The organism is Enterococcus sp. E4-223, assembly GCF_035727065.1.
In the GTDB taxonomy this organism is placed as follows: Bacteria; Bacillota; Bacilli; order Lactobacillales; family Enterococcaceae; genus Enterococcus_B; species Enterococcus_B faecium.
Genome location: NZ_JAPMLH010000001.1, coordinates 238,912 through 254,893, shown reverse-complemented (window position 1 = coordinate 254,893; position 15,982 = coordinate 238,912). Strand labels below are relative to the sequence as shown.

Annotated in this window: 9 protein-coding genes and 1 other annotated feature; of the genes, 7 read left to right on the top strand and 2 right to left on the bottom strand. The window is 38.4% G+C overall.

Annotated features, from left to right (window positions below):
* Window positions 1-45: 45 nt before the first annotated feature.
* Entirely contained in the window at window positions 46-528 is a 483-nt protein-coding gene (locus OS139_RS01270; protein ID WP_002288056.1) for a hypothetical protein, read from the top strand.
* A 57-nt stretch (window positions 529-585) separates the two neighbouring features.
* Here OS139_RS01270 and OS139_RS01265 read toward each other — a convergent pair whose 3' ends face one another.
* Window positions 586-1,182, bottom strand: coding sequence for a nitroreductase family protein (locus tag OS139_RS01265; RefSeq protein ID WP_002288054.1), 597 nt, complete (start codon window positions 1,180-1,182; stop codon window positions 586-588).
* A 387-nt stretch (window positions 1,183-1,569) separates the two neighbouring features.
* Here OS139_RS01265 and OS139_RS01260 point away from each other — a divergent pair, with 387 nt between their 5' ends.
* The 6 genes from OS139_RS01260 (at window position 1,570) to pheT (ending at window position 14,648) form a co-directional block, all read left to right on the top strand.
* On the top strand, window positions 1,570-3,036 hold the full coding sequence (locus tag OS139_RS01260; RefSeq protein WP_002331809.1) for a peptide MFS transporter: 1,467 nt from the start codon (window positions 1,570-1,572) through the stop codon (window positions 3,034-3,036).
* A 178-nt stretch (window positions 3,037-3,214) separates the two neighbouring features.
* Window positions 3,215-6,742: a PD-(D/E)XK nuclease family protein gene (locus tag OS139_RS01255; RefSeq protein WP_002288051.1), complete on the top strand. Its 3,528-nt coding sequence runs from the start codon at window positions 3,215-3,217 to the stop codon at window positions 6,740-6,742.
* Window positions 6,739-10,461, top strand: a complete 3,723-nt coding sequence (gene addA, locus OS139_RS01250) for a helicase-exonuclease AddAB subunit AddA (protein ID WP_002331808.1) — start codon at window positions 6,739-6,741, stop codon at window positions 10,459-10,461. Before OS139_RS01255 ends, addA begins: the two co-directional genes overlap by 4 nt.
* Window positions 10,462-10,529: 68 nt before the next feature.
* Window positions 10,530-10,871, top strand: coding sequence for a winged helix-turn-helix transcriptional regulator (locus OS139_RS01245; RefSeq protein ID WP_002295781.1), 342 nt, complete (start codon window positions 10,530-10,532; stop codon window positions 10,869-10,871).
* 43 nt (window positions 10,872-10,914) lie between these two features.
* Window positions 10,915-11,126: a binding site (T-box leader), on the top strand.
* 53 nt (window positions 11,127-11,179) lie between these two features.
* Window positions 11,180-12,223: a phenylalanine--tRNA ligase subunit alpha gene (gene pheS, locus OS139_RS01240; RefSeq protein ID WP_002295783.1), complete on the top strand. Its 1,044-nt coding sequence runs from the start codon at window positions 11,180-11,182 to the stop codon at window positions 12,221-12,223.
* Window positions 12,224-12,227: 4 nt separating this feature from the next.
* A complete protein-coding gene (gene pheT / locus OS139_RS01235) occupies window positions 12,228-14,648 on the top strand; it encodes a phenylalanine--tRNA ligase subunit beta (RefSeq protein WP_002331807.1) in 2,421 nt (806 codons plus the stop codon).
* A gap of 169 nt (window positions 14,649-14,817) precedes the next feature.
* Here pheT and trpS read toward each other — a convergent pair whose 3' ends face one another.
* On the bottom strand, window positions 14,818-15,828 hold the full coding sequence (gene trpS / locus OS139_RS01230; protein WP_002306810.1) for a tryptophan--tRNA ligase: 1,011 nt from the start codon (window positions 15,826-15,828) through the stop codon (window positions 14,818-14,820).
* Between the last annotated feature and the right edge of the window lie 154 nt (window positions 15,829-15,982).

The window sequence follows — 15,982 nt, the reverse complement described above, 5'->3', positions numbered from 1 at the left end:
TCTTTTCCTATTTTCTGGGGAGAAGAAAAAGCGAGGCGAGTTGTCATGGTAACATTCTTTACGGTTCTATTGTTTTTATTCGTTGTTGTGATGTTTTTATTTCTTTGGCTGGTTCGAAAAGAAATTATTTATCGGACTGTGCGAAATCGATGGGTCTACTTGGTGATACCCTTCTTAGTGTCACTAGTCATTTGGTATACACTCATCAGTCATCCTACAGCAGATGAATTGGCAAAAGGGATCTTGTCAGCAATGATTTTTATTAGTTTTTTGTTGGACAGTAGAGGAATCACAGAAGAAGGACTTGTTTTGAATAGCTTTGACAAAAAAGGTGTTCCTTTTTCTGAGATCAATAAAATTGTATTATATCAGCCAAAAGGTTCAAAAATCGTAAAAATGAATTTTTTCCGAAACGGATGGCGAGGACCGATGCTGAAATTTTCTGCATCATTAGAAGAATTAGTTCCATTTTTGTCCCAACGCTTAAACGATGAGGCAGAGATTGATATTATGATTGATCCAGAATAAAAACAGAGGTTGCGACAAGATGTTTGTCACAACCTCTGTTTTTTATTTCAAATAAAATTATCCAAATACGCGGAAGCGATCGGCATCGTTCATGTATTCTTTTTCCCCAGCCGGTGTTTCTGGTGAACCGAATACTAATTGCGAACGTAGTTTCCAGTTTGAAGGGATATTCCATTCTTTTGCAACTGCTTCGTCAATAACTGGGTTGTAATGTTGCAAGTTTGCGCCCAATCCTTTATCAACTAATGCTACCCAAGTATTAGCTGTTGCGATTCCGTTTGATTGTTCTGACCAATCTGGGAAGTTGTCTGCATATAATTCAAATTGTTCTTGTAGACCTTTTACCACGTCAGTATCTTTGAAGAATAATACTGTACCATAACCATTTTTGAAACCAGCTAATTTGTTTTGTGTATTTGGGAAAGCTTCTGCTGGAGTCAATGGGCGAAGTGCTTCTTCAGTGATTTCCCAAAGTTTTTCATGTGCATCTCCGAAAAGGATAACAGCGCGTGTTGATTGAGCATTGAAAGCAGTTGGGCTTTCTTTAATTGCTTCTTTGATCAAAGTTGTTAATTCTTCATTAGAAAGTGAAACATTACGTCCTAGATGATAGATTGAACGGCGGTTTTTCAAAGTGTCAGTAAAAGTTGTCATAATAAAATTTCTCCTTTGATTTGCGTTTTGCATTTTTTTAATTGATTACGAAATGAAGTATAGCACCTTACAAAAAGTAAGTAAACAGATATGCTCACAAAAAATAAGCGAAGTTCAAAAAACAATTTTAATAAGAAAAATCGTTATGTAAGGATTTTTCTTAGTTATCGCTTTCATTGTTGTGTTTTAGGAATTTTTGCTTATTTGAAAAAAACAGCTGATATATAATTATTAAATCTCTATCTTCTTTTTTTTATGATATTGCCATTAAAAATTACTTGTTTTTATAGAAAATTAGTTTATATTTCTTAAATAAGTTTTTTAGTTAAATTTTTCGGTAAAGATGTATAATATTTTCTGAAAATTTAAAGAATTGGGGTATAGATTATGGAAAAACAGCAAGACAAGGGCTTCTTCGGGCAGCCGAAGGGATTGTCAACTTTGTTCTTCACTGAGATGTGGGAACGATTTAGTTATTACGGTATGCGTGCATTACTTATCTATTATATGTACGATACAGTTGCCAACGGGGGACTTGGATTACCACGAGCAACAGCATTAGCTATCATGTCGATCTACGGATCTTTGATCTACATGTCTAGTATCGTCGGCGGATGGGTATCTGACCGAGTGTTAGGAGCAAAACGCACTGTATTCTTCGGTGGAGTTTTCATTATGCTTGGCCACATCGTCTTGGCTTTACCATTTGGTGTAAGTACATTGTTTGTTTCGATGGCATTGATTATTATCGGAACCGCCTTTTTGAAACCAAATGTTTCTGGCATGGTCGGACATCTTTATTCAAAGACTGACTTGCGAAGAGATGCAGGATTTTCGATTTTTTACATGGGTGTCAACTTAGGGGCATTATTAGCACCACTAATCGTTGGTACAATCGGTCAAGAATATAACTATCATTTAGGGTTCTCTTTAGCTGCTATTGGGATGTTCTTTGGATTATTACAATACATCATCCAAGGACGCAAGACATTAGACGGAGTGGGTACAACACCGCCGAATCCTTTGACAACTGAAGAACGTAAAGGATTCATCCGTAACTTGATCATCGCACTTGTTGTTATCGCTGCAGTATTCGGCGGGGCACAACTAACTGGTCATCTGACAATTGACTTTTTTGTCAATACAATCAGTGTATTGGGGATTATCTTACCGTTGTATTACTTTATCAAAATGCTGACTTCAAAAGATGTAACTGCTGAAGAAAAACCAAGAGTATGGGCTTATATCCCATTATTCCTTGCAGCAATCATTTTCTGGTCATTACAAGAACAAGGTTCATCTATCTTAGCTTTATTTGCTAGTGAACGTACACAATCTACGCTATTTGGTGTAACGATCCAAGCAAGCTGGTATCAATCATTGAATCCAATTTTCATCTTTATTCTGACACCAGTATTCGTAACGATATGGACGAAACTTGGTGAACGTCAACCATCTACAGTAGTGAAATTCTCTCTTGGACTTTTATTTGCAGGATTATCGTACTTGCTATTGATGTTGCCGGGTATGCTTTATGGAACAAGTGGAAAAGTAAGTCCATTGTGGTTGTTGGGAAGTTTCTTCATCGTGGTTATTGCTGAATTGTGTCTTTCACCAGTTGGTTTGTCTGTGACAACAAAATTAGCACCACGAGCATTTGAATCACAAACAATCGCTATTTGGTTCTTAGCTGATGCTTCTTCACAAGCAATCAATGCACAAATTGCACGCTTCTACACACCGGGAACAGAATCTGCCTACTTCGGTATTATCGGTGCAGTAGCAATCGTCGGTGGTATCTTGCTATTTACTGTGAAAGAACCAATCAAAAAACTAATGGGCTCTATTCATTAATCAATGAACATAAAAACAGGAATTGCTTATTTGCAGCAGTTCCTGTTTTTTGCGTATACTTAAAAAAGTAGAAATATCAGAACCTTAAAAGGATATAATTTGAAGAATATAGAACAAATGTTCAGTATTTTTTGATATAATAAAGGAGCACCGTATCATGTGTTGAAGGAGGAAAAGCATGTCTTTACAATTTATTCTTGGAAACGGGAAAAAAGATCACCGTCAAGTCTTGATCGACGAAGCATCCGCTTGGCTCGACCAGGATGCAAGTAACCAAGTATTTTTCCTTGTTCCCAACTACAGCAAATTCGAACAGGAACAAGAAATTTTAGCGGAGATGCGAAGAAGAAGCGGAAAAAAAGCTTTCAGCACAACAAACGTTCAAGTATTTAGTTTTTATCGTCTGGCTTGGTATTTGCTGCAACAGACAACTCTTCTTACAGGAAATGAATTATCAGAATCAGGATCTGCAATGATCTTGCGACAGATTTTAGAAAAAAATGAGGAAGAATTAACAATCTTTCGCGGAGAAATCAATAAAAGAGGGTTTATTCGTCAATTACAAGAACTCTACAGTGAATTGCGTACAGGAAATATTCAACCAGAAGACCTGATGCTTTTATTTGGTGATTCACCTAATGCAGAAGACCAGCAACTTAAAATGAAAGACTTGAAGCTGATTTTTTCAGCTTATGACAGCGAATTGACTCAACGTGCACTAACAAATGAAGATGCACTATCTATACTAGCAAATTATATGCAGACACAAGATTTCAACAACGTCAAATTTATTGTCAGTGGTTTTTCTCGAATCAATGGTCAAGAGTATCAATTACTGCAGGCAATGATGGAAAAGGGGCAATTGGTTGTCGATTTATTGCTGGATCGTCCTTATACAGCGGATCTTCCAGAAGTACTTACGCTCTTTCATGAGACTGGAAAGCTTTATTTCCGTCTTTTTCAAAGTGCAAGAGAACGGAAAGTCCCTATATTAGTGGACCGATTTGCACCAGAGCAGACTCGTCCGACAGAGCTTCAACTGCTGCAAACAATGTGGGAAGAGACATCTAGCCAAAAGAAAGCGGCAGTACACAAATTAGGGGGACAAGAGCATCTCCATTTGTGGGAAGCTGAAAATCCAACTGAAGAAGTCCGACAATTAGCTGTTGAAATCAGACGACTAGTCAGTGAAGAAAACTACCGTTATCGTGATATCCAAGTGCTGACAAAAAATATGTCTTTATATGGAAATATCCTTCGGCCGATCTTTCAAGAAATGGCAATTCCTTTTTATATCGATGAAGAACAAATGATGGAAAATCATCCGCTGATCGAATGGATCAACAGTCTGTTCGCTCTTGACCGCTATTCTTATCGGCTAAGTGATATTATGCGTTTTTTCAAAACTGAATTATTTCTGTCGACGGAAGCAGAAACCGAACTTGATGAATGGAAACAAGAGCGAGATGAATTCAGGAAAAAACTGGACATCACTGAAAATGTAGCACTTGCTTACAATTATCAAGGAACTTATTGGACTCGTGAAAAAGACTGGCAGTTTGTGGCGTATGATTTTGAAGCAGAACAGATTGAAGACGTACAGTATTTGGAAGAACAGTCAAATACGATTAGACGATTATTTCAGAAAGCTGTACCAGTATTTTTGAAAAAAATAAAGAAAAGCAAAACAGGACAAGAGGCCGCAAATGTTTTTTATCAATTTTTGATCCAAAGTGGCGTACAGCAACAATTATTGTTTTGGCGTAATCAGGAAGTAGACAGAGGAAACTTAGAAGCGGCAAGAAACCATGAGCAGACATGGGGAGCGCTGATTGATCTGTTGGATGAATATGTAGTAATTTATGGTGAATCGGCTTTTGACTGGTCACTGTTCCAAGAAATCATTACGAGTGGTCTAGAAAATCTAAGTTATGGTAAAATCCCTACCGCAATCGACCAAGTGCGAATCAATCGTTTGGAATTAGTTCGACCAAATCAAGCTGCCGTCACTTTTGCATTAGGGTTGAATGATCAAGTGTTTCCAGACCGAAAAGAGACAAAAGGATTGTTGTCCAGTGAAGAACGAGAAGTATTAAATCAGGCCTTGCCAGATGGACAGTTTTTATTCGACCCATCAAAGGAAAGTATCTCTTTTGAGCCTTTCCAAGCCTATCTTGTTTTTCTTTCCGGAACAGATCGATTATATCTTAGTTATGCACAAAGCTATGACACAGATGGCTCGCTGAAGATGTCTCCTTATTTGCGTAGAATCACAGAATATTTATCTGTTCCCGTCGAGAGAAAAGAGCATTTGACGATCGAAAGCGACCCTAATTGTTATGTAGGGACTTACAGAAGCGGAATCAATACAGTCAATAGGATTTATCGATTAGCTTTAGATGAAAAAAAACCTGTACCAAAGCACTGGCAAAAGCTCAAAGAATTAGTACTGAATTCGTCATGGCGAAATTTTGCTTTACAGATTTTTGAAAGTCAGGAACATTTAAATGTTCCTGTTTCGATGCCAGAAAAAATGGCGGAAGAGCTTTATGGAAAAGAAATTTATACTTCAATTTCACGTATGGAGAATTTTTATAATTGTGAATACAAATACTTCATGCAATTTGGTTTGAAATTGAAAGAACGAACTGTTTATGGTCTAACTCCAGCAGCAACTGGTGATTTTTATCATGAATCATTGGATCGTTTCTTCAAGCTACTGTTTTCAAACCAATTATCCTTAGTGAATATGTCCGATACGCAGCGTAGAGACTTTACTGAAAAAGTGCTGCAGGAAGTATTCGGAGAACTTCGGTTTGAGATATTGGATAGTTCTGCAAGAATGAACTATATCCGCTACCAGTTAGGACAGACGATTCAAAAAGTGGCATGGGCTTTGCAAAAACAGAGCAAAAATACAGGCATGCATCCTCTTCAGACAGAGATTCTATTTGGTCAGATTGCTGGAGCAAAAGGTATCACAGGTCTGGAATTACCGTTGAGTAATGGTGGAAAACTCCATGTTCGAGGGAAAATCGATCGAATCGATGTAGCTTCTGAACAAGAAGATACTTGGCTAAGCGTCGTTGATTACAAATCTAGCGGACGTTCATTCGATGTCACAGAAGCTTATTATGGCATGGCTATGCAATTATTGACGTATCTGGACGTAGCATTGATGGATGCGGTACGTTTGACTGGAAAGGCGGCTGTTAAACCAGCAGGATCATATTATTTACATGTTCATAATCCTGTATTGACGGAGACAGATGATGTAGAGAAGAATACATTGAAAAAATTTAGTTATGATGGCGTTTTTGTCGATGATCCCGCTCTTTTAGAAGTACTAGATCATTCACTGGAAGCAAAAGAACAATCACTGATCTATCCAGTGAAAAAAAATGCGAAAGATGAATACCAAAAAGGTAGTTTCAGTAAAGACAAATTTTTCACGGAAGAAGAACTGCAACTATTCATGGCGCATAATCGGGAAAATATGCGGTTAGCTGGAGATGCGATTACTTCCGGAGAAATCAAACTAAATCCAGCTTATAAAGATAAACAGCGGATTGCCTGCGAATTTTGTCCATTCAGAAGCATCTGTACGTTTGATGTGATGCTGAAAGAAAATAATTACCACCGTCTGGAGAAAATAGATAAGGAAGAAGCACTGCGTAGAATATTGAAAAGGAGTGAAGAAGAGTGAATCAAATTCCTTTAAAACCGCAAAATGAACGATTCACAGATGATCAGTGGCAAGCGATTTTTGATCAAGGAGATAATCTATTAGTCTCTGCGTCTGCCGGATCAGGTAAAACTACAGTGCTTGTTCGAAGAGTGATTGAAAAACTAAAAATGGGTTTTGATATCGATGAATTATTGATTGTGACATTTACTGAAGCTGCCGCAAGAGAAATGAAAGAAAGAATTCAAGAGGCATTACAAGAATCCGTCAATAGCGAAAGTGACCCTGTACGTAGACAGCATTTTACTAAGCAGTTAGTTTTATTGCCCACAGCGAATATCTCAACCTTACATGCTTTTTGCCTGACAGTTATTCGACGTTATTATTACTTAATTGATATTGATCCAGTCTTTCGCATGTTAACAGATGAAACAGAAACGATCTTGATGAAGGAGGATGTGTGGGACGAGCTGAGAGAAGCACTTTATGCAGAAAATAATGAACGATTTTTCCAATTAACAATGAATTTTTCTAATGATCGTTCAGATGACGGCTTGACGAATCTGGTGTTTTCTCTTTATGAGTTTGCCCGTGCCAACCCTGACCCCCAAAAATGGCTAGAACAGTTAAGCGATAATTATCGTTTGCCTGAGGGGCTAGCGAAATCTCGATTATATCAAGAACAAATCCGTCCTTTAGTTTTGGCAGATATATACCAATGTGTACAATTATATGAACAGATGACTCAGTTAGCACAAGGTGAAGGATTAGAAAAAATGCATGAGCAAGTAGCTGGAGAACAACAGCAGATCAAGAATATCTATGAAGCGTTCTCGCAAGATCGGTTAGAAGAAGCTTATGCTGGTTTGGAACAACTAACTTTTTCAACTTTTAAGAGCAGTCGGAAAGCAGAATTGAAAGAAATTTCCAATGAAGTCAAGGGCATGAGGGATAAAGCAAAAAAACTGATTCAGCAGATAAGTAAAAGTTATTTTCCTGTTTCCCCAAGCCAAATGGAAGAATTAACGGACAAAGCACTACCGATAGTCGAAGAAATGACAAAAGTCACGCAAAGCTTCATGGACGGTTTCAGTATGCGTAAACGGGAAAAAGGTGTGCTGGATTTCAATGATCTGGAACATTTAGCGTTGCAGATTCTCACAGAAAAAACGAAAGATGCATGGCTGCCAAGTGAAGCTTCAAAACATTATCGAAAAAAATTCAAAGAAGTAATGGTAGATGAATATCAAGACGTGAACCAATTACAAGAAGCCATTTTATACTGGCTAAGAGAACCTGATGATACAAAAGGAAATATGTTCATGGTTGGGGATGTCAAACAATCCATCTATTCTTTCCGTTTAGCAGATCCTAGTTTATTTATCGGGAAATACGAGAATTTCTCAAAGAAAGAAGGCGGACGTCGAATCGTTTTGGCTGAGAACTTCCGCTCTAGAAAAGAAGTCCTTTCTTTTACGAATCTTATTTTTGAACAACTAATGGATCCAGCAGTGGGTCAAATCAATTATGACGAAGCAGCCAAACTGATCCAAGGATTTTCAGACTTTCCAGAGAATGAACAGTTTGAGCCGGAAATCATGATCTATGAAAAAGAACAGGAAGAATCAGAGATTGAGATTCCGACGGATGATATACTGGAAGACAAAACAGAAGGCGAACTTTTTATGACAGGACTAAAAATTCGTCAATTAATTGATTCCTCCTTTATGATTTATGATAAAAAATCAAAAAAAAGTCGTCCGATAGAGTACAAAGACATTGTTCTCTTGACACCTACAAAGAAGAACAACTTAACGATTTTAGAGATTTTCAAAACATTGGATATTCCATTAGAGATGAATGATGCTCAAAACTATTTTCAAGCGACAGAAATTCGCACGATGATCTCGCTGCTACAATTAATCGATAATCCCTATCAAGATATTCCGCTTGCGGCTGTATTGCGCTCACCGATCGTGGGTCTGATTGAACCAGAATTAGCCAGCATTCGATTAGCTGACCGTGCACATACTTACTATGATGCTGTGCTTGCTTATCAAGCATCAAACGAAGATGAATTAGCAGCTAAGCTGGAACATTTTGGCAAGCAACTAGAGCATTGGCGAGAACTTGCTCGCCGTTCTTCGATCACTGACTTGTTATGGGATATCTATTATGAGACGGGATATCTAGAGTATGTGGTGGGTCTGCCAGCAGGGGCACAGAGACAAGCCAATCTTTATGCATTGGTTGATCGTGCCAAAGCTTACGAGCAAAGTTCTTTCAGAGGATTATACCAGTTCGTGCGTTTCATTGAAAAAATGCAAGAAAAAGATAAAGACTTAGCAGAACCAGTCATTTCAATAGAAGATAATGCTGTTCGCGTTATGACGATCCATGCAAGTAAAGGCTTGGAATTCCCAGTTGTATTTTTGTTAGATATGACAAAGGAGTTCAACTTACAAGACTTGCGCAATCGGTATGCTTTTGAAGAAAAACTTGGAGCAGGAATTCGCTATATGGATCCTGAAACACGAGTGTTATATGATACGTTACCGTTTCAAGCCATCAAATTGGCAAAGCAAAACAAATTGTTGTCGGAAGAAATGCGTAAATTGTATGTAGGATTGACTCGGGCAGAACAAAAGCTTTTCATTGTCGGTTCCTATAAAAATAAAGAGCAAATGATCCAAACGTGGTCTGAAGCAGCTGATCATGAGGAGTTGGTTTTTGATCCTGCGCTACGTTTGAAGGGCAGAAGCAGCTTGATGAATTGGATTGGTTACGGATTGATCCGTCATCCTGAAATGCAGAAATACTTAGAGGAAGAAATTTCGACTTCTCTTCTTCAACATTCAAATGCACAGTTTTCTATTTCATGGATGAATCAGCAATCGATCATTGAACAAAGACAGTTGCTTGCTGAAAAAGAACTGGTTAACTTAGATCAGCAGATGAAAGAAGATGAAACTTTATTAGCAGATTCGTTACAAAAACGTCTGGCATATGAATATCCTTATCAAGCTTCTTCACAAACCACAAGTTATCAATCTGTATCTGAAATCAAACGATTATTCGAAGATCCAGATGATACACAAGAATCACGTTTGACTCTGGAAAGCAGTCAGAACAAAGCAGCATCCCGTCAATTTCGTTATACGCAAGAACAACTAGCAGAACCAAAATTTTTGCAAAAAGATCGGCAAGTGTCAGCAGCTGCTGTTGGAACTGCTACGCATGCTTTGTTACAATTACTGCCATTAGAGATGCCAACTACAGAGAGTATCCATCAAAAATTACAGGAATTGGTAAGGAAACGGTTAGTAGACGAAAAAGTCGCGAAAAAAGTAGATGTTTCTTCTATTATATGGTTCTTTCAAACAGAACTTGGTCAACAGCTGATTGCCAACAAAGAAAACGTAAAACGAGAACAACCTTTTTCCATGCTGCTTCCTGCTGACGAAGTATTTCAAGACTATCCAAATCAAGAAGATGAACTATTAATCCACGGAATCGTCGATGGATACCTAGAAGAAAAAGATCATCTCAATATCTATGATTTTAAAACAGATTTTATTTTACATCCGGATAATCCAGCAGAAATAGATGCAATCGTCCAAAAATATCAAGGACAGCTAAGACTTTACCAACAAGCAATGTCAGAAGCTTTGAATAAGCCAGTAGAAAATGTTTTCCTAATTTTGCTTCGAGTGAAACAAATTATAAACATTAACAAATAATTATAATTGAGCAAACTTGACTTATGTTTTGTAAGGATTATGCTATACTCTGGGAAGAGGTGAGTATGATGGAGCTAACACAGACAGAATTCGTTTTATGCCCTAAATTTGAAAAAACATTCTCTATTTTAGGAAAAAAATGGAACGGATTGATTATCGATGTACTACTTGAAAACGGTCCGCAACGCTTTGTTGAGCTTGCGGCAAAAATCCCGATGGTCAGTGATCGAGTATTAGTCGAACGCTTGAAGGAATTAGAAAAAGAAGGAATAGTCACTCGAAACTTTGCCTGTAGCGAAAAGAGCCGTTCAGAATATCTCTTGACTGAAAAAGGAGCAGACTTGCAAAAAGCGATGCGTCAAATACAAGTTTGGAGCGAAAAATGGGTCACAGAGGAAGAATGCGGTTGATTTTGTAAAAAAAATCTTGTAAACTATAGTCCATACGAATAAGTAAAGAACGATGACGAAAAAGAGTAGTTTGGCTAAACCAGTTCAGGGAGATCTGTCGCAGACTGAAAGCAGATCCTGTGTTTGAAAAATGAAGTTCACTTTCCGAGTTCGTCTGATAAAATCAGACCGGCAATTGTCGTTAACGAAGTAAGAGTGCGGTGTAAGTCATTTATCCGCAAATTAGGATGGTAACGCGAAGACCTCGTTCCTTAACAGGAATGAGGTCTTTTTGTTTTGTATTTGGAATTTAAAGGAGGAACAAGCACATGTCTCTACAAGCACAATTAGAGAGCTTGAAAGAAGCAACGCTCGTCAAAATCACAGCGGCACAAGATTTAAATGAATTAAATCAAATACGTGTTGAAACGTTAGGAAAAAAAGGACCGATCACAGAAGTATTACGTGGGATGAAAGATCTAAGTCCAGAAGAGCGACCAAAAGTCGGAAGTTTCGCAAATGAGATCCGAGATCTTTTGACAGAAGAGATCGAGCGAAAAAAACAAGTATTAGAAGAAGAAGCGTTAAATGCAGCTTTGGCAAAAGAAACAATAGACGTGACACTACCTGGTAGAAAAGTAAAACATGGTACACGTCATATCGTGACACAAATCATGGAAGAAATTGAAGATATTTTTGTGGGTATGGGGTATCAGATCGTAGAAGGTTACGAAGTAGAGTCTGACCATTACAATTTCGAACGGATGAACCTGCCAAAAGACCATCCGGCAAGGGACATGCAAGATACTTTCTATATTTCAGACGAGATACTCATTCGGACACATACTTCACCAGTCCAAGCACGGACAATGGAAAAACATGATTTCTCTAAGGGTGCTCTACGAATGATCTCGCCAGGGAAAGTCTTCCGCAGAGATACAGATGATGCGACCCACAGTCATCAGTTCCATCAAATTGAAGGGCTAGTTGTTGATAAAAACATCACGATGGGCGACCTTAAAGGAACATTAGAAGTCGTAATGAAAAAAATGTTTGGGGAAGATCGTGAAATTCGTTTGCGTCCAAGTTATTTCCCATTTACGGAGCCATCAGTAGAAGTAGATGTCAGCTGTTTCAAATGTGGTGGTGCCGGTTGTAACGTATGTAAATACACTGGATGGATCGAGATTTTAGGAGCTGGCATGGTGCACCCGAATGTGTTGAAGATGTCAGGAATCGATCCAGAAGAATATTCAGGCTTTGCTTTCGGCCTTGGACCAGACCGCGTAGCTATGTTGCGGTATGGAGTGAATGATATCCGTAATTTCTATCAAAATGACTTACGTTTCTTAAGTCAGTTCAAGGGGGAGTAAGAAGATGTTAGTTTCATATAAGTGGCTCAATCGTTATGTAGATTTATCGAATGTAACACCAAAAGAATTAGCGGATAAGATGTCTGTGACAGGAATCGAAGTAGAGGGAGTAACGGTTCCAGAAGAAGGCTTGAAAAAAATCGTTGTCGGTGAAGTCAAGGAATGCGTACCACATCCAGATTCTGATCACCTTTCTATTTGTCAAGTCGATATTGGCGAAGACGAGCTGTCTCAAATCGTTTGTGGAGCGCCTAATGTGAAGGTTGGAATCAAAGTGATTGTTGCACTTCCTAACTCACGTATCGCTGGTAATGTAAAAATCAAAAAAGGAAAAATGCGTGGCCAAGTATCAAATGGCATGATTTGCTCATTACAAGAAATTGGCTATTCAGATAGTGTTATACCGAAAGAGTACGCTGAAGGTATCTATTATATGCCACAAGAAGCTGTAAATGGCGATCCAGTTTTTCCTTATTTGGATATGGATGATTCGATTATTGAATTATCTATCACACCGAATCGTGCGGATGCATTGTCAATGCGTGGCGTAGCTTATGAAGTTGGGGCAATTTATCGTCAGACTCCTACATTCGATGACGAAAAGCTGGTAGAATCCTCACGTCCTGCTAGCGATAAAATTCAAGTGGAAGTTGAAGATAAAGAAGCAGTTCCTGCTTATCAAATCAGAATCATTGAAGGAGTAAGAATCCAGCCAAGTCCTCAATGGCTGCAAAATCTTTTGATGAACGAAGGCATTCGTCCAATCAACAATGTAGTAGATGTGACGAACTATATTTTGCTTTTATTCGGACAACCACTACATGCATTTGACTACGACAAATTGAAATCAAAAGAGATCTTTGTCCGCCGTGCAAAAGAAAATGAAACATTAGTAACACTAGATGGAGAATCTCGGGAATTGACAACTGACAATCTCGTCATTACTAACGGCAAAGAACCAGTTGCTTTAGCTGGTGTCATGGGAGGGTTAGACTCAGAGATCACGAATGAAACAACAACAGTTGCACTAGAATCTGCTTTATTTGATCCAATTTCGATTCGTCGTACAGCAAAACAATTTAATTTGCGTAGTGAATCCTCTGCACGTTTTGAAAAAGGAATCAACCATGCGACTGTTGGAGAAGCCAGTGAGGTTGCTGCAGCAATGATCGTTTCTCTTGCGGGTGGGGAAGTTCTACAAGGCGCGGTCAAAGGCTCAGAGATCAAAGCAGAAGACGTATCAGTGAAGATTTCACTTGAACGCATCAATCAATATTTAGGAACATCTCTTGTCGTTAAAGAAGTAAATGAGATTTTTGAAGCACTTGGATTTAGCTATGAAGAAAAGGAGCATGTTTATTCCGTAGTAGTACCACCAAGACGCTGGGATATCCAAATCGAAGCAGATATTATCGAAGAAGTTGCTCGTATTTATGGATACGACCAGTTGCCATCTACACTTCCAAGTGGAGAAACGGTTGCTGGAAGCTTGTCAAAAGAACAAGAAACTACTCGTAAAATTCGTACGATCTTTGAAGGAAGCGGATTGAGCGAAGCAATCAGTTATTCATTGACAACAGAAGAAAAATCAAGACAGTTTGTTATAAAAGAAAGCAATATTACACGTTTGGACTGGCCAATGAGTGAAGAGCGTTCTGTATTGCGAATGAATTTGATCAGCGGATTATTAGATGATATCAGTTATAACACTGCCCGAAAAAATACAGAGATTGCTTTATATGAAATTGGTCGGGTGTTCTTCCAAGAAAATGATCCACGTACACATCTGCCGCAAGAAGTAAAACATGCAGCAATCGCTATTTCTGGTATTTGGGAAGAAAAAGATTGGCAGACGAAAGCTCAAAATGTAGACTTTTTCACCATCAAGGGTCTTTTAGAAAACTTATTTGAACAACTAGGCATCACTGAAGATATCCATTATCAAACAGTGACAGAAATGAAGGAAATGCATCCTGGAAGAACTGCTGCGATTTACCTTGGCGAAAAATTTATTGGTTTTGTCGGTCAAGTGCATCCAACGATTGCAAAAATTTATGATATTCCAGAAACATATGTTGCTGAGTTTGATTTATCTGCTGTAGTGGAAGCTGCTCAAAAAGGGATCGTTTTCGAAGCAGTGACAAAATTCCCAGCAGTCAGCCGGGACATCGCTTTGCTTGTAAAAGAAACTGTGACAAATCAGGAATTAACAGAAGTTATCCGTTCTGCTGCCGGAAGATTTTTAACAGATATTCAATTATTTGATGTCTATCAAGGAGAAAACATTGAAAAAGGACATAAATCCATGGCGTATAGCCTGACATTTGTCAACCCAGAAGCAACATTGACAGATGAAGAAATCAATAAAGGAATGGAAAAAGTCGAAAAAGCGTTGGTAGAAAACCTAGAGGCAAGTATTCGCTAAGAGGGAAAATATAGTAAGTAACGATCAAGTAGCTTTTGAAGACCATGCATTTGAAAAAGAGATGTGACACAACTTCGTCACATCTCTTTTTTTGATTTTAAAAAAGGAATAGCACAGAGACGAGATAAAAAAACAGGCCTTTACAGCCTGTTTTTTTAGAGTAAATGAATTAATGGAAGTAATTGATTCCCATTGCTGATTTTACTTCAGAAAGTGTTTGTGCAGCTACTTTAGCAGCTTCTTCACTACCTTTACGTAAGATTTCCATAACAGCTGAAGGATCTTTTTCCAATTCTTCTCGGCGCGCACGGATCGGTGCAAATTCAGCTTCCAATACATCAATGAGGTATCGTTTGATCTTTACATCACCAAGTCCGCCGCGGCGGTAATGAGCTTTCATTTCTTCAATTGCTTCTTTATCTGTTCCGAATACATCCAAGTAGGTGAAGACCATATTCCCTTCTACTTGTCCAGGATCTTGTACATGGATGTGGTTTGGATCAGTATACATACTCATGACTTTTTTCTGTAAGACATCGGCAGGATCGGAGATATAAATACCGTTTCCTAACGATTTACTCATTTTGCCATTTCCATCGATTCCAGGTAATCTACCCATTCCTTTTGGTGGGAATACGCCTTTTGGTTCCACCAAGACTTCACCATATGTATGATTGAAGCTTTGTACGATTTCCTGTGTCTGCTCTAGCATTGGTTTTTGATCCTCACCAACAGGTACAAGATTCGCTTTGAATGCAGTGATATCTGCTGCTTGAGAAACAGGATAGATAAAGAATCCTGTAGGCACGCTTTCACCGAATTTTTTTTGTTCGATTTCTGTTTTGACAGTCGGATTGCGCCGAACGCGTCCTACGCTGACTAAGTTCAAATAATACATGGTTAATTCAGCTAATTCCGGAATTTGTGATTGGATAAATAAAGTAGATTTTGCAGGATCTAATCCCACGGCTAAATAGTCTAAAGCAACTTGCAAGACATTTGATGAAACCTTCTCAGGATTTTTAGCATTATCTGTCAGTGCTTGCATGTCAGCAATCATGACAAACAGTTGGTTGTCTTCATCTGCCTGCATAACCACTCGGGTTTTTAGAGAACCGACGTAATGCCCTAAATGCAGCTTCCCAGTTGGTCGATCTCCCGTTAAAATAATATTTTTCAAAAAAGACACCTCTTTACGATTTGTAAGTCTGAGCACTTAATATCTTACCGTTTTTCCTGAAAAGAAACAACAGTTCCTAATGAAAAAACAAGGAAAGAGGATAAAATAACTAATAGATTAGAAATGGAAGAAATATTTATGGGAGAATAAACGT